Here is a 21405-nt window from a genome sequence, read left to right as displayed (position 1 = left end):
GTTATTTTGAGTAGAAGAGACAAAATGATTGCAAAAATCAAAGAATTAATGTATGAACCTGATCAAATCAGAAACATTGGTATCTGTGCTCACATCGATCACGGTAAAACCACTTTATCTGATAACTTACTTGCAGGTGCAGGAATGATTTCCGAAGAACTTGCTGGTGATCAAAGATTCTTAGATTTTGACGAACAAGAACAAGCACGTGGTATTACTATCGATGCAGCTAACGTATCTATGGTGCACGATTACAAAGACAGTGAATACTTAATTAACTTAATCGATACTCCAGGTCACGTTGACTTCGGTGGGGACGTAACCCGTGCTATGAGAGCTGTAGATGGTGCAGTAGTTGTAGTTTGTGCTGTAGAAGGTATCATGCCACAAACCGAAACTGTATTCAGACAAGCATTAAAAGAAAACGTAAAACCAGTTTTATTCATTAACAAAGTTGACAGATTAATCAACGAGTTAAAATTAGAACCTGAAGAGTTACAAAACAGATTCTTGAAAATCTTCATGGAAGCTAACAAATTAATCAAAAACATGGCTCCTGAAGACAAAAAAGATGAATGGAAATTAGATTTCACTGATGGTAGTGTAGCATTCGGTTCAGCATACCACAATTGGGCTATCAATGTTCCAACCATGCAAGAAACTGGTATCAACTTTAAAGATATTATTGATTATTGTAATGCTGACAATGAAAAAGAATTAGCTAAAAAAGTACCGTTATCCGATGTATTATTAGGTATGGTAGTAGAACACTTGCCTTCCCCTAAAGAAGCTCAAGTTTACAGAGTACCTAACATCTGGGATGGAGACATTGAATCTCCTGCTGGTGACGGTATGGTCAAAACTTCCCCTGACGGACCTTTAGCAGTAATGGTTACCAACGTATCTGTAGATAAACACGCTGGTGAAATCGCTACTGGTAGGGTATACGGTGGAGCTATTGAAAAAGGTACTGAAGTTTACATGGTAGGATCCCACGGTAAATCCAGAGTACAACAAGTAGGTGTATACTTCGGACCTGAAAGAGTTAACACTGACAAAGTTCCTGCTGGTAACATTGTATATGTAGCTGGTGCAAAAGGAGCTATTGCTGGTGAAACCTTATGTTCTCCTGAACACAAAATCAAAGAGTTCGAAGGATTAGAACACATCTCTGAACCTGTAGTTACTGTTGCTGTAGAAGCTAAAAATACTAAAGATTTACCAAAATTAATTGAAGTATTAAGACAAACCGGTAAAGAAGACCCTACTGTCAGAATCGATATTAACGAAGAAACTGGTGAACACTTAGTTTCCGGTATGGGTGAGCTTCACTTAGAAGTTATCGGTTACAGAATCAAAGATAAAGGTGTAGATATCACAACTTCTGAACCTATTGTTGTATACAGAGAAACTGTAAGACAATTATCTCCACAAGTTGAAGGTAAATCTCCTAACAAACACAACAGATTCTACATTACTGTTGAACCTATTGAACCTGAACTCTTTAATGCAATCCAAGAAGGAGACATTAAAGAAGGTAGAGTAAAAGGTAAAGAATCAGCTAACGACTTCATGGAACATGGTTTAGATAAAGAAGAAGCTAGAAGAGTATGGGCTGTTCACAACAGAAGCATATTCCTTAACATGACTCGTGGTATTCAATACTTGGATGAAGTAAAAGAACTATTACTTGAAGGATTTGAAAATACCTTAAAAACCGGTCCTTTAGGTGAAGAAATTTGTATGGGATTAAAATTCAAACTCCATGATGCAAAACTTCACGAAGACGCAGTTCACAGAGGACCTGCACAAGTATTGCCTGCAATCAGAAACGCTATTTTAGGTTCCATGATGCTTGCAGAACCTTCATTACTCGAACCTATGCAAAAAGTAGTTATTGACACTCCTAATGATTACATGGGTTCATGTACTCGTGAAATCCAAAACAGAAGAGGTCAAATTGTAAACATGGGTCAAGAAGGAGACATGGCAAGAATTGAATCTAAAGTGCCTGTAGCTGAAATGTTCGGTTTCGCTGGAGACATCAGATCTGCTGCTGAAGGTAGATGTTTATGGTCTACCGAGATTGCTGGATTTGAACCGCTCCCACGTGAGATGCAAAATCAAATCGTAAGAGAAATCAGACAAAGAAAAGGCTTATCCGCAGAACCATTCCCTGCAAGCCACTACTTAGGTGATTTATAAAATTAAAATTTTTTAATTTTTATATTTTTTTATTAAAATTTATAAAAAAACATTATCTATTTATATGTTAAAGTATAAAAGTAACATTTAAGCTATCATTTAAGCTTATAGATATTGTTTGTTAATATTACAAAAGAGGTTATTATAATGGCAAAAGAAAAAGAACATCTTAACTTAGCATTTATTGGACACGTTGACCACGGAAAATCCACTTTAGTTGGACACTTATTATTAAAAGCTGGTGCAATCGCTGAACAACAATTAGATGACGGTGAAAACAAATTCAGATTTGTTATGGACAAATTAGGAGAAGAAAGAGAAAGAGGAGTAACTATCGATTTAGCTCACCAAAAATTCTCCACTAACAAATACGATTACACTGTTGTAGATTGTCCAGGACACAGAGACTTCGTTAAAAACATGATTACTGGTGCATCCCAAGCTGACGCTGCTGTATTAGTAGTAGATGCAAAAGATGGTGTAATGCCACAAACCAAAGAACACATGTTCTTATCCATGACTTTAGGTATTAAACAAATCATCATTGCAATCAACAAAATGGATATGGTTGATTACAGTGAAGAAAGATTCAACGAAGTTAAAGAAGAAGTTGGAGTTTTACTCAAATCTATTGGTAGAGATCCTGCTACCGTACCTTTCATCCCTCTTTCCGCATTTGAAGGAGACAACATTAAAGAAAAAAGTGACAACATGACCTGGTACAAAGGCGGAACTCTCATGGAAGAATTAGACAAATTAACTCCACCTGAAAAACCTGTAGACTTACCATTAAGAATTCCTATTCAAGACGTTTATTCCATTACTGGTGTAGGAACTGTACCTGTAGGAAGAGTAGAAACCGGTATCATGAAAAAAGGTGAAAACGTTATCTTTGAACCAGCTGGAGCTTCCGGTGAAGTAAAATCTATCGAAATGCACCACGAAGTATTCGAAGTAGCTGAACCTGGTGACAACATCGGTTTCAACGTAAGAGGTGTTGGTAAAAACGATATCAGAAGAGGAGACGTAGCTGGACACACTGCTGATGCTCCTACTGTAGCTAAAGAATTTACCGCACAAGTTGTTGTATTACAACACCCTGGTGTAATTACCGTTGGATACACTCCTGTATTCCACTGTCACACTTCCCAAACTGCATGTACTTTCTTAGAATTAACTTCTAAATTAGACCCTGCTACTGGTCAACCTCAAGCTGAAAAACCAGACTTCATTAAAACTGGTGACGCAGCTATTGTACAAATCAAACCTACCAAACCTATGGTTATGGAAGAAGCTAAAAACATTCCTCCAATGGGTAGATTTGCTATCAGAGATATGGGTCAAACTGTTGCTGCAGGATTATGTCTTAAAGTTACCCCAGCAAAATAAGTTTGTAAACAATAACTAGAAAGTAATTTTTTACTTTCTTTCTTTTTGTTTTTTTGGAGGATAATACATGAATCAAGCAAGAATTAAGCTTACAGGAACCGACCCAGAAAAATTAGCATATGTATGTGACCAACTTAAAAAAATTGCTGAAAGAACTGGTGTTGACTTATCTGGTCCTATTCCATTACCTACTAAAAAATTAGTTGTACCTACAAGGAAATCTCCTGATGGAGAAGGTAAAGCTTCTTGGGAAAAATGGGAACTCAGAATTCATAAACGTTTAATCGGTATTGGAGCTGATGAACGTGCTATGAGACAAGTTATGAAAGTTAACGTTCCTGATAATGTAAGTATTGAAATTGAACTTAAAGGTTAAATATTTAGATTCCTTTCTAAATATTCCTTTTCATCTGCCGAGATAGTCTAGTCTGGTAAGGCGCAGGACTTGAAATCCTGTGAGGTCATCCTCGCCTGGGTTCAAATCCCAGTCTCGGCGTTATTTAATCTATTTTTTAAAAAAAGTTTTTTAATTTGAAATCTAATTCATCTAAATTAGATACTATATCTTTTTTATTCACTTCTTTTATTTGTGGTCTTTGTATCATGATTATTGAGATATCTTTTTTATTGGCCGCTTCTATTTTATCGATTACACCGCCAATTTCACCGCTTTCCTTTGTAATCATAACGGATGCATCATATTTTTCAATCAATTCGATATTCTCTTCTGTACTTGCGGCGCCGGTCATTGGAATTATATGGCTCGGATCAATATTCAATGATTCGCATTTCTCAAGTGAGCTTTCTACTTTTAAAATTCTTGGGTAGAACCTTTCAACCGGAACGTTTTTAAGCACGTCTTCCATGGTGTTGGCTCCTGCAAAATGCAATACATTTCCTTGATTGAATTCATGGGCTATTAATTTTCCTGCATCAATAAAAGAATTTACATAATGGATGCGTGATGTATCCATATCCTCAAGGTTGGTGGTGGGTCTCTCAAAGCGAATATATGGCATTTTTAACTCATTTGCTATGCTGGCGCTGGTTTGGGTAATATGTTCTGCAAAAGGATGTGTTGCATCGATTAAAATATCAATGTCACAATCTCTTATTATTTGCATAATTTCCTCTTTTGGAAGTGGACGGGCTATTGTCTTGTCACTTCCACCCTCACGAGCTAATTTAGCACCATATTCTGTTGTTGTGGTTGTTAGAATATATGCATCATAATTATCTTTAACATGTTGAATTATATTGATAGAGTCTTTAGTGCCGCCTAATAGTAATATTCTCATTTTATCACTTTATCTAATATTTTTTGGGCTATCAATATTGTTGAAGCCACAATTAGGATTATTATCCAATCAAACAATCCAATAGCTGAAGTTCTGAATATTATTTGTAGTTGTGGAATGTATATTATTAACAATTGAAGTATGAATGACAGTATGATTCCTAAATATAGGTATTTGCTTGATTTTTCTGAATTTGCCCTTCCATTAAATGCATTTAATAGTTGATAAACTACAAATAATGTAAATGCAACTGTCATTGCTGTTTTAATAGGAGCTCCTTTTTGTATCTCATAACTGAATACACAAATTGTTCCAATTGCCATTACAAGACCTAGGATGAATATTTGAAGCAATGTGTTTTTGGTTAGGATGTCGCCAACTTCCGGAGGTCTTTTCATGATGTCCTTTTCAGCCCCTTCAATACCCAGCATCTGTGCCGGAGGTCCGTCCATTACAATGTTTAACCATAATAATTGTGCCGGATTAAATGGAAGCGGCAGATTTAAAAGGGAAGTTCCAATAATTGTTAATATTGCTCCAACATTGGTGGAAACTTGGTATTTTACAAATCTTTTGATATTGTCATAGATTTTACGGCCGCCTTCAATGGCCTTTACGATAGTTGCAAAATCATTATTTTGCAAAATCATATCTGATGCTTCTTTTGCAACATCGGTCCCGTTTCCCATTGCAACCCCAATTGATGCTTTTTTAAGTGCAGGAGCATCGTTTACTCCATCACCGGTCATTGCAACAATATTTCCTAATTTTTTAAGAGTTTCAACAATTCTCATCTTTTGATTAGGTTTCACTCTTGCATAAACTTGGATGTCTTTTACAATATCCAGATATTCCTCATCGCTAAGTTTGTCCAGTTCATCTCCGGTTATTATTTCACCGGTTGTAAGGATTCCTAAATTTTTAGCTATTGCACAGGCTGTTTTTTCATGGTCTCCTGTAATCATGATAATGTCAATTCCTGCATTAATGCAGTCATGCACGGATTGTTTTGCATCTTTTTTTGGAGGATCTATTAAACCCAATAGTCCTGTGAATGTTAAGTCTGATTCGGCATTTTCACAATCATTTATTTTATATGCAAATCCGATTACTCTTAGTGCACGCCCACTCATTTCACTAATTTTTTCAACTAGCGTTTCCTTTGTTTCAGTATCAATAATTTCAATAGTTCCATCTCTATCTATGTATTTGCATTTATCTAGAATTATTTCTGGTGCACCTTTTGTTAAAGCAATATAATTTTCACCATCTAATCTATGTATAGTAGTCATCATTTTACGATTACTGTCAAGTGGGATTTCACCTACCCTTTCAAGTGATGAATTATTTTCTACGCAATACCTTAAAATTGCACCATCGGTCTGGTTTCCAATAATGTTATCGTTGTTTATAGTGGCATTGTTACATAATTTGCCGATTAAGTGTGTTTTATCCTTATTTGTATAAAAACTCTCGACTACGGTCATTTTATTTTCAGTCAAGGTGCCTGTTTTATCACTGCAAATGATTGTGCATGAACCTAAAGTTTCAACAGATAAAAGTTTTCTCACAATTGCTTGGGATTTTGCCATTTCAGACATTCCTAAAGCAAGGGTCAATGTTAAAACAGCAGGAAGCCCCTCAGGAATTGCCGCAACAGCTAGTGAAACTGCAGTCATAAATGTTTCGACAATTTCAACGCCCTTAAAAAGTTCCAAAATAAAAATAGCTATACACACAACAATTGCTATTGCAGATAGGGTTTTTCCAAGTTTTCCAACACGTTTTGCAAGAGGAGTCTCTTCATCGTCTTCTTGGATGATGTCGGCGATTTTACCAATTTCTGTCCTCATTCCAATATTTTCTACAATACCAATTGCGTTTCCAGAAATAATATTGGAATCCATAAAAATTTTGTCGTTTATTTGTTTTTCAACCGCTTCTGACTCTCCAGTAAGTTGGGATTCATCACAGCTTAAACGATGGGTTTCAATTAAAATTGAATCAGCAGGCACTTTGCAACCTTCTTCTAAGATTACAACATCCCCTATTGTTAAGTATTTGGCATCAATTTCTTTAATTTCATTGTCTCTTTTTACAATAGCCTTTTTAGTAATCAATCCTTTAAGACTTTCAATTGCCTTTTGTGATCTGTATTCTTGGATAAATCCCATAATGGCATTTAACAATACTGCAAGGATAATTACTCCTGCATCAATGTAGTCTCCAATTGCAAAAGCAGCAATAGCTGCAATAATTAAAAGTCCAAGCAGGATATCTATGAATTGGGATAGAAATAGTATTATCAGTGGTGTAGGCTTCTTTTCGGCTATTTCATTTAAACCGTATTTTTGCTGCCTTTTTTGGACTTCATTTTCGTTAAGCCCGTTAAGAGATGTGTTGTATCTAGATAATATTTCGCCCATCATGTCACCTTAAAACATAGAAGCTTGCCTTATTGAAATTTTTTAATTTCATTTTAACTTTACCCGTATTTAAATCTTCGTTTGTTAATGGCTTAATAATAAGCTGGCAGTTTATTTTTTCAGCCAATTTTACTAAGTATGGTTGAAGTTCACTTGGAGGTCTAATGGAATAAATAATATCCATATCCTCGTATAATTCTAAATTAGGATTTGTAATATCATCTTTAATTACAGTGGCGTCTGCAGGTTGAATATCGGTTTTGATAAGTGTGATATTGTCTTCTTTTTGTAAAATTTCTGAAATCGCATTGAATTTTCCAACACCAATCTCAGCTATTTTCACGTTTTGATTTTTTGTTTCATTTATGATGTAATCTGCGAAATCTTGCCACATAGTTTTCCTCAAATTAATATTAATTATCCAAACTATTAAATACATTGTTTTGTATAATATTTTTTTGTATGAAAGTTAGAAAGTTTGTTCCAACAGATTTAAAAAGGGTTTTTGAAATAGAAAACATGTCATTTAACCAATCTTATGGAATAAACATGTTTCAACAGTTATATGAGATGGGCATTGGTTTTTTAGTTGCTGAAGAGGACAACTATGTAATTGGTTATGTGATGTTTTGGATAAAATATGAAAACCAGGGACATATTATTTCAATAGCCGTCGATAAAAATTATAGGCGTTTGGGTGCCGGAACTCATCTTTTAGTTAAGGCTATCGCTATTTTATCATTACTGAACCTAGAAACCATATATCTTGAAGTCAATGAGAATAATGTCGGTGCTGTTGAATTCTATAAAAATTTTAATTTTAAAATAGATAGGACTGTTCCAGGCTATTACGAAAATGGCGACGGGGCAATAATAATGTATCTGAAATTAAGGGAAGGTAAAGTTTCCCGCTAACATTTGTGAATAGTTTGTAAACGCTTCTGCAGGTATATTTCCAGTAGCAAATAATATTCCAATTAGAATAATATAAAATCCAAAGATTGCCAATTGTATGTGGCCATGTTTTTTGGTTGTAGGATCTTTTCTTGTTGAAAGGTAAATTGCAATGATTAATCCTAAAATTCCACCTAGAATTGAGAATATGTATCCGAATAATATTAACCAAGTGTTCATGCGGGATGGTTTTTCAAGTGAGGAATTATTAATACTCTCTTTTCTGATTATGACTGGATTTATCCCCTTCTGATTTTTGAAAATTAACGGAGTGCCGCATTTAACGCAAAAGTCCGCTTCATCTGGATTTGAAAATCCGCATAAGGGGCATGCGTTTTTAGCCGCTTCGATTTTTGTAAATTCATATCCGCATTTTATACAAAAACCATAAATGTCGTCACTTGTTGAGCCGCATTGAGGGCATCTTCTTAAAACCATATTATCACTTAATTATAATTAATTAAAAATAATTAATAAAGTTTTGTTTTACAAGTTCGTATTTCTCCATTGATTTTGAATTTTTTAAGATATTTTTTACATTGAAATGAGATAATTCCCGATAATTATATTAGACTGGGCTAATATATATTCAAATTAGATAGCACGGATTATTTGAGAATTAATGATATTTATGATTGAAAAAATTGAAATTACCCAAAGATTTAATTTTAAACGCCTTAACCGTCATTATGAATGTTTTACTATAGATTTTGGTAGCAATATGGCTTATTATAAGATTTCTGAGCGGGGTAGTGGCGATAAGTTTCTTGAAGAGAGTTCACTGTGTGATGATTCATGGATTGATATTCTGGTTGGCCTAAGGCGCAATATGACCAGCAAAATTCATAATTTCAGCAATGAAAAAGCTGATGAATTTCTTTATAAATTCGAAAAACTGAACTTATTTGATGATTTTGAATCTGAAGAGTTCACATATTTTGAAAAATTGGAGCTGATTTATTCATGTAATGTTATCATTTATTCTACAAACGAATTTGTTGAATACAGCTTTAAAAATAATTTTCCTAAAGATTGGATTGAATTTGGACAGCTCTTAAAAGAATTCTTTGAATTTGATGTACTGCATTTAAACTATCAAAAGCAATTTGCCACACCACTGTATCATGATATTAGAAAAGACGGTGTTTATGATGGTGATGTTAAATTAAATCTTAAAGCAATCGAATTTGGTCATTATAAAGCATATCCTTATGACATACCGAGACCTAGGATAATAATTAACTTTTCAGATAAAACCATTAAGGGATATATTGATAAGGATTTGTCTGAGGATGATGAAAACTTAATTTTGGAACTGTTGGAGAAGTATCATGTTTATTTGTGGATTTTTGATGAGTATCACTGCAAATCCAATGCTCGTGATCCGGATGATCTGGAAGGATATGACTGGTATTTAGAAATGGTTTTCAATGGGGATGTTATTTGGCATTTATTTGGCTATAATGAGTATCCTGACACTTATGTTCATTTGGCTCGTGAAATAATTGAAATAACCGGAATGGATTTGCTTGAGATAAACACTATTTCCGATGAGGATATGAAATTATTTAATAAATTTGGAGATAATATTTTATCCAAATAGCTATTTTTTTCATTAATTATTTATATTTGTATTTATAAAACTATATCTATTATATTAATTTAATTTTTATAGGGATAACATGGCTGAAGTATCATCAAAAGAATTATATGAATTTAAAAAAACATTAAAAGAATTATCAAATAAAAGAGGTAGAGGTACAGAGCTTGTTTCCGTTTATATTCCACCAACTAAACAATTGAGTGATGTTGGAAAGCACATGAGAGATGAAATGGGTCAGAGTGCTAACATTAAGAGTAAACAAACAAGGAAAAATGTGCAATCTGCTATAGCAGTAATACTGGAAAGTATTAAGTTATACAAACAACCTCCAGAAACTGGTTTGGTATTGTTTGTTGGTATGATTCCTAAAGGAGGTCCGGGAACTGAGAAAATGGAAAAATACATTATAGAACCTCCTGAACCTGTCACAACATACTGGTATAAATGTAATAATGAGTTTTTCCTTGAACCTTTGGAATTCATGATTGAAGAACGTGATGTTTATGGTGTTGCCGTTATTGATAGGAATGAAGCAACTTATGCTACTTTAAAAGGTAAAAAGGAAACTATTCTTGGTCATCTAACCAGTGGTGTTCCTGGTAAGCATAAGGCCGGTGGACAATCACAAAGAAGGTTTGACCGTGTAATCGAAGACCTCGCTCACCAATTCTTAAAACGTATTGGGGACCATATGAATGAAACATTTCTGCCTTTAAAAGATGATTTGAAAGGAATTATTATTGGAGGTCCTGGTTTTACAAAAAAAGATTTCTATGATGGGGATTATCTTCAATATGAACTTAAAAATAAGGTTATATCTATTGTAGATACTTCTTATACTGGTGAAGAGGGTATCCGTGAAGTTATTGCCAGAGCTGCTGATGATTTGGAAAACCTTGATGTGATGCATGAGAAAAAACTGGTTCAGCAATTTATTCAGGAACTAAGAAAAGAAAAGGGATTATGTTCCTATGGTGAAAGCCAAGTTAGGAATAACTTGATTATGGGTGCTGTTGATACTTTACTTTTATCTGAAGATTTGACAAGCATGCGCAAGACATTCACTTGTTCTAATTGTGGTTATGAAACAGATATAACTGTTAAAACTCAAGCTGAAGCAGATAATCTTAATGAAAAATGCCCTAAATGTAATGAGATTTTAAAAGAATCTTCTTCTATGGATCTGGCCGATGAGTTTGTTGAACTTGCCGAAGAAATGAATACTGATGTTGAATTTATTTCTACCGAAACTGAAGAAGGAACTCAAATTTACAGGGCGTTCGGTGGAATTGCCGCAATTTTAAGATATTATGTCGATTACTAATTATAGTGATTTGGAGATTTGTCCAGATTTTCTATAATACTATTTTTCTTTTTTTGTTTTCCTAAGGAGTAATAATCATTTAATCCTTCTTCTTGTCTGATTTTATTAATCAATTCAAAAAATAGGTGTTTGCTAATTCTAATTTCTTTGTTTATTTCAACATATAATGAGTGCATGGTTCTATTTTTATTCAAATAGCTGTTCTTTAAATCGTCATATTGGGTTTGTGTTATCTTGTTGGCGATCATTTAACTCATCCTATTTTATTATTTTGTATATTAAAATTTAAAATTTGATAAATTTTGTATTCTACTTTGTTAATTATAGTATATAAAAAGATATGCTTTTTCAAAATGTATATAATTTTGTTTATTTATTATGGCCCAATATATGTTTTTGTTCTAAATTTCTTTCTCAAATGGAGCATTTTCTTGACAATTTTAGTTTTCCATATTCGGAATATTTTAGTTGGAAGGTGTTTTCCGATTTGTACATTAATTAATTATTTTAGTTAGACATTTTGGATTAATATTTAAAAAGCATTATTAATTTGATTAGTTTTAATTGAATATTTTATAATTTGTTTAGGATAAATTTATTATTTTATGAAAAATATTCGAATATTTATGTAAAAATTGAAAAATATTTAAATATTATAAGATGCATATAATTAATTATATTGTTAAATATTACTGAAAAGTCAGTAAAAAATTTGAAAATTTAATGATATCAAAAAATAAATCTAAATGCAATTTGGAGGAATATTTTTGTCATACGTAGATGAAGTAATTGAAACCATTATTGAACAAAACCCTTCAGAACCAGAATTCCATCAAGCAATTCGCGAAGTATTGGAATCTTTAAGGGTTGTAATTGAAGAAAACGAAGATGAATACAGAAAAAATGCACTTCTTGAAAGATTAACTAATCCGGAAAGACAAATTAAATTCCGTGTCCCTTGGGTAGATGACAACGGACAAGTACAAGTTAACACCGGATACCGTGTACAATTCAACAGTGCAATTGGACCTTACAAAGGCGGATTACGTTTCCACCCATCCGTTAATTTAGGTATTATCAAATTTTTAGGTTTCGAACAAATTTTCAAAAACTCCTTAACAGGTCTTCCAATTGGTGGAGGAAAAGGTGGATCTGACTTTGATCCTAAAGGAAAATCCGACAGAGAAATCATGGCATTCTGTCAAAGTTTCATGACTGAATTATGCAAATACATTGGAGCTGATACTGATGTGCCTGCAGGAGATATTGGTGTAGGCGGTCGCGAAATCGGTTTCTTATTCGGTCAATACAAAAGAATTAGAGGTTTATACGAAGGTGTATTAACTGGTAAAGGATTATCCTTCGGAGGTTCTCTTGCAAGAACTGAAGCAACTGGATACGGATTATTATACTTCACTAATGCAATGTTAAAAGCAAATGATGTTGATATTGCTGGAAAAACCATTGTTGTATCCGGTGCAGGTAATGTAGCAATCTATGCAATTCAAAAAGCTCAACAATTAGGCGGTAATGTAGTAACCTGTTCCGATTCATCAGGTTGGATTTACGATCCTGAAGGAATCGATGTTGAGTTATTAAAAGAAGTAAAAGAAGTAAAACGTGAAAGATTAACTGCATATGCTGAAGCAAGAGAAAGCGCTGAATACCATGAAGGTAAAGGTGTATGGACAATTAAATGTGACATTGCATTACCATGTGCTACTCAAAACGAATTACAATTAGAAGATGCTAAAATCTTAGTTGAAAATGGCGTAATTGCTGTTGCTGAAGGAGCAAACATGCCAACCACTATCGAAGCTACCGAATACTTACAAGAAAATGGAGTATTATTCTCACCTGGTAAAGCTTCAAACGCTGGTGGAGTAGCTACTTCCGCACTTGAAATGACCCAAAACTCAGAAAGATTATCCTGGTCATTTGAAGAAGTTGATGAAAGACTTCAAAGAATCATGGAAGAAATCTTTGCAAATGTTGCAGATGCTGCTGAAGAATATGGCATGGATAAAAACTATGTTGCAGGAGCAAACATTGCAGGATTCAAAAAAGTAGTTGACGCTATGAACGCACAAGGAATCGTATAGATTTCCTTGTTTTCTTTTTTCTTTTTTTATTATCATCGTTTCTTTTTTGTTATTTATTAATTTGATTTTTGATGTTTTTTTAGAGTTTAAGACAATACAAAACTTTATTTTCTTGAAATTAAAGATTTAAAAAGTCTGATTTATTGTTATAATTATTAATAATATGAAAATTAAATCATTAACTGTATGGTTTAAGTTACAACTTCCCATATTATTCATTATTAAATATTATATTTGGAAAAAGGTTGTTGAGTATAAGAATTTTCAAACTGAGATGCCATGATAGATGTAGTTAATATTTTAAATCAAATGGATAGTTTTATGTACTACCCTTACCTGATAGTCTTCTTGATATTGGTAGGTTTCTTTTTTACTGTTCTGACAAAAGGAGTACAGATTAGATTGTTTGTTGAATCTCTCAGAATCCTTCTGGAACCTCCTGAAGAGGAGGGTAGTGTATCTTCCTTTCAGGCAATGTTGGTATCTACCGCTTCACGGGTGGGAACCGCTAATATTGTAGGAGTGTCGACAGCAATCTGTCTTGGCGGCCCTGGAGCTGTTTTTTGGATGTGGTTTATCGCTATTAGCACAGCATCCTCTGCATTTATAGAAAGTACTTTAGCCCAGATTTATAAAAGGAGAGATTCTGAAGGCCGATTCTTTGGGGGTCCGGCATATTATATTGAAAATGCTTTGCAAAAACATAGAGTGGCTGTTTTGTTTTCCATATTTCTAATCATTACATATGCCGTTGGATTTAATATGTTATGTTCTTTTAACCTGCAATCAACATTTATGGATTATCCCTTTTATAATCCGTCTGTAACTCCGGCTATTGTAGGCGCATTGCTTGCTATTTCGACTGGATATTGTATAATTGGTGGTGGTGAAAGAATAGTCAGTTTTACTAGTGTAATCGTACCGTTTATGGGTATTGCTTATGTAGCTATTTGTTTAATTGTAATTCTATTCAATTTTAAAAATATACCTTCAATGTTTTTCATGATTTTTCAAGATGCATTTGATTTCAATTCTATATTTGGTGGTGTGACTGGATCATGTATGGTTTACGGAATCAAACGAAGTGTATTCTCTAATGAAGCGGGAATCGGTTCGGCACCGAATGCCGCTGCTTCTGCGAATGTTTCCCATCCTGTAAAGCAGGGTTTGGCTCAAATTTTATCCGTGTATATTGATACATTGTTTTTATCCACGGCTACTGCATTAATGTGCCTGTCCACTGGGGTGGTGCGAAGTTCAACTGTTGCAGGCGCACCATATGTACAAAATTCGATTCAAACGATTTTTGGTAGTGCCGGCCCCATATTTATCATAATTGCGATGGTGCTGTTTGCATTCACGACATTGATAGGAAATCTTTATTATGTTGACAGTGCTTTGTTTTTTTTGAATAAGGAAAAGGAACCTTCAAAAAGAGTCATGAGTATAGTTCATTTGGCATGTGTTTTAGTTATTTTTATTGGGGCTACTCTTCCAATGGATGCTGCTTGGGCAATGGCTGATATTAGTATGGGTGGCATGATAGTAATCAACCTGCCGGTATGCATACTTCTCAGTAAAATTGCTATTGGCTGCATGAAAGATTATGAAAAGCAGAAAAAGGCCGGAAAAAACCCGGTTTTTAAAGCAAAATCAATAGGCCTTAATGAAGACACGCTGGACTATTGGAAGTGAGATTTCATCCCATCTGATTTATTATTAAAGAATATAATAAAAGTTTTTTTTTATAAGATACTATTAATTTCAGACGATTTTTTTTAAAAGCATAAATAAGTTATTGATTATAAATTAATATGATTTAAAATGTTTACATATCCTAAAGTATTAAGACCCAAAGATTTAAAAAAGATTTCCAAATACCCTTGTGATGACCAGATTAAAGAAGCATACATTAAATATTTGACAAATTACTCTTTTAATGAATTTGTCAGTTTCTGTGAGGATAATGATGGGGATTTGGAAGAGTTGATTTTCAAATTCACGGATTTGCAGTTGGAAAAATTCGAGCCGAATTCCTTGGTTTGGATTTCTCATGTATTAATCAACTTTCTGATTTACTTCAACGTCAATTTGGATTACGGGAATTATTATGATGCCTATGCTTCAGTCCTTCAGTTTTCCGTTCTGTATTTTGCCATGAACATGCTGGTTGAAAAGATATCCTTTGAGGAAGTTGAATTTCCGGAATATTCCAGAATCTGTTTTGAGAAATTTTTTAACGAATGCCCTGATTTTAGATTTAATCTGAAAAATGATTGTTACTTGGCCCATAAATCATTCAATAATGATTTTGATTTTACTGCTGACGAATTCTACGTTAAAGTTAAAGAGCATTTTGATGAATGTAATTATCAATAAGTTTGGAATAGTCTTTTGAGCTATCTTTTAATATCTGATTGATTTATTATGTGCAAGTTATTGCAAAATCAATATAAAATATTTTATTCAATGAACGCCAATAAATTATTAGGTAGGTATTATGTCTAATTTTAATTCATTAGAAGAAGCAAGAGATTTTTTTTATAAAGACAAATTCGCAGTAACCACAGGTATAACATTAGATGAGCTTACAAATGAAGAGGCTGTTTGTAGTTTAGAATTAACTGAAGATCATAAAAATGCATATGGTGGAGTAATGGGTGGTGTAATATTCACTTTAGCCGATTTTGCATTTGCAGTAATGACAAATCAAATTCATCAGCCAACCGTTGCTCAGCAGGTAAGTATTAATTATCTTTCTGCTCCAAAAGGCAATAAATTGATTGCAAGAGCAAAATGCCGAAAAAGCGGGCGCACTTCTTCAATAGTTAATATCGATGTAAGTGATGATACTGGAAGGGATATTGCTCAATTTATAGGGACTGGTTTTAAGTTGTAATTGGGGTTTCATTCCTTAAATTCCCATATTTTATTTATTAATCTTTTTTTTGGGATTTAAGTTTTATTTTAGTCTTTTTTCATGATTCATATTTGATTTTTCACAGCAGATATAATCAAAACCATTTAATTTATATTGTATGAAAGGATAATATATAAATGACTAATTAACAAGTCGTGAAAAATCTTGATTTCAGAGTTGCTGCCGTGGCTCTGAAATTTTTTTATAAAATGTTGATAGTTGTGATTGCAAACATTATATAAAATTAGGTCTTTTTTTGAATAGTTTTTTTAAAATAGGAATATTGGTGAAGGTTGTTTTAACGGGATATTTGTAATTTAATAGAAAAATCTGTTTTTACGTTTATTTTTTATAAATAATTTGTTAATGAAATCTAATTTTTCAATAACAGTTAAATTATTTAATATTTCATCAATTTTATTAAATGATAAAGTTTCATTCTGCACGTATTCATATTTGAATATATTGCTTTTATATGTTGAATAATTAAGAGTATCTTCCTCAGTATAAGATCCTAAAAAGTCTTTTGTAAAGAATACATTATTTCTAATTGTTCTAATCGGATTTCCTTGTACATGAGTATTTGAATGGATTATTGAAGCTGGAGGTATATAACTATGTGAACCAATTATCGCTCCAGAACCAATTTGTGTACCTTTAGAAATGAATACTTGATTACCTATCCAGACATGATCTCCAATAAGGACGCTTTTTGAAAAATTAACCCTATTTTTACTGTCTAAATCATATTCAGGGTATAATTCACTAGTTTTAATAGTCACTGCGCTTCCAATAAGACAATCATCGCCAATAATGAGATTTTGGTGTTCTTCAACATATAATTCAGAAACACCAAATTTATTGTTTTTGCCTATAAATAATGTTGAGTTGTTTCTTATGACTATGGTTATACGATAATGAAGTTGAGAATATGATAAATAAATGATAGAATTACTTCCACTGAATGAAATATTTGCATTTGTAAGATTAATATCTCCTTCACATACTAAAATATTATTCACACCACCAAATTTGATGGTAGTGTTAGTTAAATTGGGTTCACCGAATATTTTATTATCTTTTAAATTTACAATATCTTCCTGACTTCTAACAAATTCCATATAATCATATCCCTTCTTAATTTAATTAATTTTTATTAATTTCATACCAAATAACTTTATTTCAATATTTATTTAGTTTTTTATATTTATTAAACTATTGATAATAATTGTTTATAACTTCTTACTGTAAATATGGTTATAAAAATTAAGATAAGAAAAATTTGTATTTTTTTTAATTTATTTTAATAAATTATTTTTGAGTTGATTGTCTTCTGATTCTTCATTATTATTTAAATATTGCTTTGCATACTCTTTTATTATTCTTACAGATTCAGCTGTTGAAATAGGTCCATGTGGTGAGCTTTTAACTTCTCTGTACGCATGAATTATAAGATTATCTTTGAAATAAGGTAATTTTTTAATATCATTGATAAATGGTATGCAATGATTGTAAAGATCATCATCAGATTCAACATTCAAATAATAGGTAATTGGCGGAATGTATTTTTCTTTTTTGAATAATTTAATCATATCTATTCTATAACCTATTTTTTTTATGATTTGAGATTTTGTCAAACCTGGAAACTCCTTGTATAATATTCTAAATAGATGATTAATGTGGAATTCATGATAATTTAAAATATTCATTTGAGGATTATTCACTAGCACCTTTGATCCTTTTATAAGGGTTCCAAGCCCAGTTGATGTAAATCCTCCTCCTGAACTGCTGTAAAATAAAATATTGCTATGATAAATTCCCTGATTTTTACATATTTTTTTAATAATTTCCGAAACAGTTTCAAGATACCATTGGTTTTTATCACCTACTAACCATCCTAAGGTTATCCGTTCATCATAAAAGAAGATTGGATCAGCATAAGCGATAAATGATTCTTCAAAATATTTGTACCAAGACCATCTCTGGATAAATGGTGGTTTTTTATATGTTCCATCTGATGTCTGCACATTTCTTCCATGTGCACCAGGTCCACAACAGATTAAATTTTTATTAGTTGAAGATAACCTCATAACAAGGCAGTATCTAATGCCTTTGTAATTAATGTCTAATCCAAAAGGTTCATCTAATGGGAAATCATATGTTTCAATTTCATCAAAATCTACTTCAATAACATTTTTGACTAAATTTTTCATTGTTTATCACGGTATTAATTTAATTCACTATTTAGTTAATAATTAAATGGTGTTTTCATGTGAAAATCCCTTTTAGCATTAATAAATTTAATATTTTAAGAATATATATGTCGATTATTCTATATAATCAATTCGGAAACTATTTTTAAATATTATAAAATTTGTTTGTTTATTTTTGTTTTCATTCTTTTTCACAAATTTTAAATTATTTTTTCATGAATTTTTTTTGATTTAAATATTTGTAAATAGATTTTTCAATTTAAAACTTTAGTAATGTAATAAGTATATTTGTGTGTTTTTGAAGGAATTAGTATAAAATTAGACAAATATTTAAATATTTAATTTAAGATAATTATTGATATACAAAATTTTTATTTATTAAATATTTAATAGTGGGCTTTTATGAGTTTAAGTAATAAAGTTAATTTTTTTCTATTTGAAGAAATAGTTAAAAAGAATTTCGCATCAAAATATAAAGATTCTGTTTTAGGAATTATGTGGAGTGTATTAAAGCCATTATTGGTAATGACTATATTAACTATAATTTTCTCTACAGTTTTTAGCCGTAAAATTGAGAACTTTCCTGTATACTACTTATCTGGTAAATGTTTATTTGATTTCTTTACTTCTGGTGTTGGTGTATCTATGAATGCTATTAGAGGTAATAAAAATATTTTAGAAAGAACTGCAGCGCCAATGAACGTTTTTGTTTTGGGGGGAGTTATTTCAGAATTTTTAAATTTCATTATCTCATTGATTATTCTTATTGCTGTTATGATTGTTACTAAAGCACCTTTCCACTTCAATACAATTCCTTTATCAATCATACCAGTCATTTCATTAATCATGATGACAATTGGTATTGGATTTATATTATCTATTTTATATGTTTATTATACAGATGTTAAACATTTATGGAGTGTAGTAACCATGATTTTAATGTATGCATCTGCATTGTTTTACCCAATGGAAATTATTGGAGAACCATATCATCAATATATGATTCTTAATCCGCTCTTTTGGGTTATAGATCAATTTAGGCATTTTGCTGTTTGGGGAACTATTCCTGACTTATTAAACATATTTAATTCATTATTGCTTTCCTCAATAATTTTAGTATTGGGAATTATTGTCTTTAAAACACATAAAAACAAAGTTGCAATGAAATTTTAGAGGGTTTTAAATGAATAAAGATGATAAAAATATAACTTTTAGGAAATCAATTAATCAAGATTCTATTAATAATCAAGACAGTCAAAGACAAAGAATTAAAAAAAAATTAATGGATAAATATAACATCAATGATAAAGAAGCTGAAGCGGTATTAGTGCGTCTTGAAAAAATGGAAGAAAATAAGCGTAATGAAGAAATTCAAAAACCGCCTCTTGAAGTTGAAGATAAGAAAATTGAAACTAAAAAACAGAATGCTCCAAAATTGAATAAGCCAATTAATGATGATGTTGATGTAATCGTTCCTCAACATGTTTTAGATAGGGAAAAACAAAAAGAAGAACAAAAGAGTAAAGTTTCTGATTCTAGGAAAATTAGGAAGTCAGGTCCCGAAATATCTAATGGAAAACCTAATAATGATGTTGTTTCTGATGGGGATGTTCCTAAGAAATCTGTTCCTAAGAAAGTTGTTTCTGATGGGGATGTTCCTAAGAAATCTGTTCCTAAGAAAGTTGTTTCTGATGGGGATGTTCCTAAGAAATCTGTTCCTAAGAAAGTTGTTTCTGATGGGGATGTTCCTAAGAAGGCTGTTCCTAAGAAAGTTGTTTCTGAGGATGTTGTTTCTGAAGATGAAGTTGCTAAGGATGTTAGTTCCAAGGATATTGTGAGTGATGACCCGGTTCCTCCTAAAAGAGGGTTAAAAAAGAAACTTGGCAATCTTTTACATTCTAAAGATGATGCTCCAAAATCTAAAGAAGTTTTACAAAATATTGATGATGATAATGTTAATTCGTTAGATGAAAGTAAAGATAGTGAAAATGATGTTGATTCCATAGTTTCAGGTATTGTTCCGGGTTATAGTTCTGATGTTTCCATTGAAGTGAGTCATGTTGATTTAAGTTTTGATGTTGCTACAGATAATATTGATACATTAAAGGAAAGTTTTATTCGTACAATTAAAAGAAATAAATCTAAAAAATTCAAATTTAAAGCCTTAAATGATATTTCTTTTAAGATATATCAAGGTGAAAAAATTGGTATTATCGGATATAATGGTGCGGGTAAATCTACTTTATTAAGGGTTATTACTGGAATTTATACTCCTGATAACGGTGAAGTTGTAACTAGAGGTAATATTTCACCATTACTATCTTTAGGTGCAGGTTTTGATAGGAATTATTCCGGACGAAAAAATATTTATTTAAATGGTGCTGTTTTGGGTTATAGCAAAAAATTCTTGCAAGAAAAAGAAGCAGAAATAATTGAATTTTCTGAATTAGGAGAATTTATTGATCTTCCAATAAGAAACTATTCATCTGGTATGATTGCAAAACTTGGGTTTTCTATTGCTACTATGGTGAATCCTGATATTTTAATCATTGATGAAATCTTATCTGTTGGGGATGTGAATTTTAAAAGGAAAAGTAGTGATAAAATCAGATCTTTAATGGATGGAAAAACTACAGTTGTACTTGTTTCTCACTCTATTCCACAAATTAGGTCATTATGTAGCAGAGCAATTTGGATTGACAAGGGGGAGATTAGAGAAATTGGCGATGCAAATGAAGTATGTAACCATTATCTTAAAGATTCCGAAAAAGCAAGCAAAGAACAATTAAGAAATATTCAATTTAGATAATTTTTTATTTTTGAATATTTTTTTATTTTGTGAATGTTAAAAATATTCGTCTTTAATTAATTCTAATTATATCTTTTCCATCTTTGTTTATTTTTTTTCAATATTTTTTAAAATAAATGTTAATAATTTAATTTTTTATTAAATTTATTTTTTTTTATTAAA

General features: G+C 31.8%; 19 protein-coding genes and 1 tRNA gene. 13 read left to right on the top strand and 7 right to left on the bottom strand.

The window, feature by feature from the left end:
- Nucleotides 1–6: 6 nt before the first annotated feature.
- The 4 genes from TL18_RS08680 to TL18_RS08665 all read left to right on the top strand — a co-directional run bounded on the left by TL18_RS08680 (nucleotide 7) and on the right by TL18_RS08665 (nucleotide 4090).
- Nucleotides 7–2205 carry an elongation factor EF-2 gene (locus TL18_RS08680; protein ID WP_067044334.1) on the top strand — a complete coding sequence of 733 codons (2199 nt, stop codon included), beginning with the start codon at nucleotides 7–9 and terminating at the stop codon, nucleotides 2203–2205.
- Between the two features lie 147 nt (nucleotides 2206–2352).
- Nucleotides 2353–3594 carry a translation elongation factor EF-1 subunit alpha gene (tuf, locus tag TL18_RS08675; protein WP_067044331.1) on the top strand — a complete coding sequence of 414 codons (1242 nt, stop codon included), beginning with the start codon at nucleotides 2353–2355 and terminating at the stop codon, nucleotides 3592–3594.
- 67 nt (nucleotides 3595–3661) lie between these two features.
- The gene (gene rpsJ, locus TL18_RS08670; protein ID WP_042691424.1) at nucleotides 3662–3970 is read left to right on the top strand and encodes a 30S ribosomal protein S10; all 309 of its coding nucleotides are present in this window, start codon (nucleotides 3662–3664) and stop codon (nucleotides 3968–3970) included.
- Between the two features lie 36 nt (nucleotides 3971–4006).
- A tRNA-Ser gene (locus TL18_RS08665) sits at nucleotides 4007–4090 on the top strand.
- A 16-nt stretch (nucleotides 4091–4106) separates the two neighbouring features.
- On the opposite strand, the gene cobK is transcribed toward TL18_RS08665, so the two are convergent.
- The 3 genes from cobK to TL18_RS08650 are packed head-to-tail and all read right to left on the bottom strand — an operon-like array spanning nucleotide 4107 to nucleotide 7712.
- Nucleotides 4107–4892 (bottom strand): precorrin-6A reductase, encoded by a 786-nt coding sequence (gene cobK, locus TL18_RS08660; protein ID WP_067044328.1) that lies wholly within the window; start codon nucleotides 4890–4892, stop codon nucleotides 4107–4109.
- Nucleotides 4889–7318 (bottom strand): cation-translocating P-type ATPase, encoded by a 2430-nt coding sequence (locus TL18_RS08655; RefSeq protein WP_067044325.1) that lies wholly within the window; start codon nucleotides 7316–7318, stop codon nucleotides 4889–4891. Before TL18_RS08655 ends, cobK begins: the two co-directional genes overlap by 4 nt.
- A gap of 4 nt (nucleotides 7319–7322) precedes the next feature.
- A complete protein-coding gene (locus TL18_RS08650; RefSeq protein ID WP_067044323.1) occupies nucleotides 7323–7712 on the bottom strand; it encodes a UPF0146 family protein in 390 nt (129 codons plus the stop codon).
- Between the two features lie 68 nt (nucleotides 7713–7780).
- Between TL18_RS08650 and rimI the strand changes: the two genes are divergently transcribed.
- The gene (rimI, locus tag TL18_RS08645; protein WP_067044320.1) at nucleotides 7781–8233 is read left to right on the top strand and encodes a ribosomal protein S18-alanine N-acetyltransferase; all 453 of its coding nucleotides are present in this window, start codon (nucleotides 7781–7783) and stop codon (nucleotides 8231–8233) included.
- Here the strand turns inward: rimI and TL18_RS08640 are convergent.
- Nucleotides 8207–8710 carry a zinc ribbon domain-containing protein gene (locus TL18_RS08640; protein WP_067044317.1) on the bottom strand — a complete coding sequence of 168 codons (504 nt, stop codon included), beginning with the start codon at nucleotides 8708–8710 and terminating at the stop codon, nucleotides 8207–8209. The two genes, rimI and TL18_RS08640, sit on opposite strands and share 27 nt — an antisense overlap.
- Before the next feature lie 283 nt (nucleotides 8711–8993).
- Here TL18_RS08640 and TL18_RS08635 point away from each other — a divergent pair, with 283 nt between their 5' ends.
- Both TL18_RS08635 and prf1 read left to right on the top strand, forming a co-directional pair.
- On the top strand, nucleotides 8994–9875 hold the full coding sequence (locus TL18_RS08635; RefSeq protein ID WP_156064665.1) for a hypothetical protein: 882 nt from the start codon (nucleotides 8994–8996) through the stop codon (nucleotides 9873–9875).
- Between the two features lie 79 nt (nucleotides 9876–9954).
- A complete protein-coding gene (prf1, locus tag TL18_RS08630; protein WP_067044311.1) occupies nucleotides 9955–11199 on the top strand; it encodes a peptide chain release factor aRF-1 in 1245 nt (414 codons plus the stop codon).
- On the opposite strand, the gene TL18_RS08625 is transcribed toward prf1, so the two are convergent.
- On the bottom strand, nucleotides 11196–11447 hold the full coding sequence (locus tag TL18_RS08625; RefSeq protein ID WP_067044307.1) for a hypothetical protein: 252 nt from the start codon (nucleotides 11445–11447) through the stop codon (nucleotides 11196–11198). The genes prf1 and TL18_RS08625 overlap by 4 nt on opposite strands.
- Nucleotides 11448–11966: 519 nt before the next feature.
- Here TL18_RS08625 and gdhA point away from each other — a divergent pair.
- The 4 genes from gdhA (at nucleotide 11967) to TL18_RS08605 (ending at nucleotide 16200) form a co-directional block, all read left to right on the top strand.
- On the top strand, nucleotides 11967–13301 hold the full coding sequence (gene gdhA / locus TL18_RS08620) for an NADP-specific glutamate dehydrogenase (RefSeq protein ID WP_067044304.1): 1335 nt from the start codon (nucleotides 11967–11969) through the stop codon (nucleotides 13299–13301).
- A 279-nt stretch (nucleotides 13302–13580) separates the two neighbouring features.
- Nucleotides 13581–14996: a sodium:alanine symporter family protein gene (locus tag TL18_RS08615; protein WP_067044302.1), complete on the top strand. Its 1416-nt coding sequence runs from the start codon at nucleotides 13581–13583 to the stop codon at nucleotides 14994–14996.
- Nucleotides 14997–15125: 129 nt separating this feature from the next.
- Nucleotides 15126–15680, top strand: coding sequence for a hypothetical protein (locus tag TL18_RS08610; RefSeq protein WP_067044299.1), 555 nt, complete (start codon nucleotides 15126–15128; stop codon nucleotides 15678–15680).
- A 121-nt stretch (nucleotides 15681–15801) separates the two neighbouring features.
- The gene (locus tag TL18_RS08605) at nucleotides 15802–16200 is read left to right on the top strand and encodes a PaaI family thioesterase (RefSeq protein WP_067044297.1); all 399 of its coding nucleotides are present in this window, start codon (nucleotides 15802–15804) and stop codon (nucleotides 16198–16200) included.
- Nucleotides 16201–16538: 338 nt separating this feature from the next.
- Here TL18_RS08605 and TL18_RS08600 read toward each other — a convergent pair whose 3' ends face one another.
- Nucleotides 16539–17342, bottom strand: a complete 804-nt coding sequence (locus TL18_RS08600; protein WP_067044294.1) for a hypothetical protein — start codon at nucleotides 17340–17342, stop codon at nucleotides 16539–16541.
- 177 nt (nucleotides 17343–17519) lie between these two features.
- On the bottom strand, nucleotides 17520–18434 hold the full coding sequence (locus tag TL18_RS08595) for a hypothetical protein (RefSeq protein ID WP_067044292.1): 915 nt from the start codon (nucleotides 18432–18434) through the stop codon (nucleotides 17520–17522).
- Between the two features lie 402 nt (nucleotides 18435–18836).
- On the opposite strand from TL18_RS08595, the gene TL18_RS08590 reads away from it, so the two are divergent.
- Together TL18_RS08590 and TL18_RS10780 are read left to right on the top strand one after the other, a co-directional pair.
- The gene (locus tag TL18_RS08590) at nucleotides 18837–19607 is read left to right on the top strand and encodes an ABC transporter permease (RefSeq protein WP_067044289.1); all 771 of its coding nucleotides are present in this window, start codon (nucleotides 18837–18839) and stop codon (nucleotides 19605–19607) included.
- Nucleotides 19608–19617: 10 nt separating this feature from the next.
- Nucleotides 19618–21243 (top strand): ATP-binding cassette domain-containing protein, encoded by a 1626-nt coding sequence (locus TL18_RS10780; protein ID WP_231483605.1) that lies wholly within the window; start codon nucleotides 19618–19620, stop codon nucleotides 21241–21243.
- The last annotated feature ends 162 nt before the right edge of the window (nucleotides 21244–21405 follow it).

Source organism: Methanobrevibacter sp. YE315, assembly GCF_001548675.1.
In the GTDB taxonomy this organism is placed as follows: domain Archaea; phylum Methanobacteriota; class Methanobacteria; order Methanobacteriales; family Methanobacteriaceae; genus Methanocatella.
The sequence above is the reverse complement of the archived record's forward strand: the minus strand, read 5'-3'. Positions and strand labels throughout refer to the sequence as shown.

Bases quoted from the DNA above. Each gene is read 5' to 3' on its own strand.
- tuf (WP_067044331.1), top strand. From the start codon at position 2,353: ATGGCAAAAGAAAAAGAACATCTTAACTTAGCATTTATTGGACACGTT.
- rpsJ (WP_042691424.1), top strand. From the start codon at position 3,662: ATGAATCAAGCAAGAATTAAGCTTACAGGAACCGACCCAGAAAAATTA.
- cobK (WP_067044328.1), bottom strand. From the start codon at position 4,892: ATGAGAATATTACTATTAGGCGGCACTAAAGACTCTATCAATATAATT.
- TL18_RS08655 (WP_067044325.1), bottom strand. From the start codon at position 7,318: ATGGGCGAAATATTATCTAGATACAACACATCTCTTAACGGGCTTAAC.
- TL18_RS08650 (WP_067044323.1), bottom strand. From the start codon at position 7,712: ATGTGGCAAGATTTCGCAGATTACATCATAAATGAAACAAAAAATCAA.
- rimI (WP_067044320.1), top strand. From the start codon at position 7,781: ATGAAAGTTAGAAAGTTTGTTCCAACAGATTTAAAAAGGGTTTTTGAA.
- TL18_RS08640 (WP_067044317.1), bottom strand. From the start codon at position 8,710: ATGGTTTTAAGAAGATGCCCTCAATGCGGCTCAACAAGTGACGACATT.
- TL18_RS08635 (WP_156064665.1), top strand. From the start codon at position 8,994: ATGGCTTATTATAAGATTTCTGAGCGGGGTAGTGGCGATAAGTTTCTT.
- prf1 (WP_067044311.1), top strand. From the start codon at position 9,955: ATGGCTGAAGTATCATCAAAAGAATTATATGAATTTAAAAAAACATTA.
- TL18_RS08625 (WP_067044307.1), bottom strand. From the start codon at position 11,447: ATGATCGCCAACAAGATAACACAAACCCAATATGACGATTTAAAGAAC.
- TL18_RS08615 (WP_067044302.1), top strand. From the start codon at position 13,581: ATGATAGATGTAGTTAATATTTTAAATCAAATGGATAGTTTTATGTAC.
- TL18_RS08610 (WP_067044299.1), top strand. From the start codon at position 15,126: ATGTTTACATATCCTAAAGTATTAAGACCCAAAGATTTAAAAAAGATT.
- TL18_RS08605 (WP_067044297.1), top strand. From the start codon at position 15,802: ATGTCTAATTTTAATTCATTAGAAGAAGCAAGAGATTTTTTTTATAAA.
- TL18_RS08600 (WP_067044294.1), bottom strand. From the start codon at position 17,342: ATGGAATTTGTTAGAAGTCAGGAAGATATTGTAAATTTAAAAGATAAT.
- TL18_RS08595 (WP_067044292.1), bottom strand. From the start codon at position 18,434: ATGAAAAATTTAGTCAAAAATGTTATTGAAGTAGATTTTGATGAAATT.
- TL18_RS08590 (WP_067044289.1), top strand. From the start codon at position 18,837: ATGAGTTTAAGTAATAAAGTTAATTTTTTTCTATTTGAAGAAATAGTT.
- TL18_RS10780 (WP_231483605.1), top strand. From the start codon at position 19,618: ATGAATAAAGATGATAAAAATATAACTTTTAGGAAATCAATTAATCAA.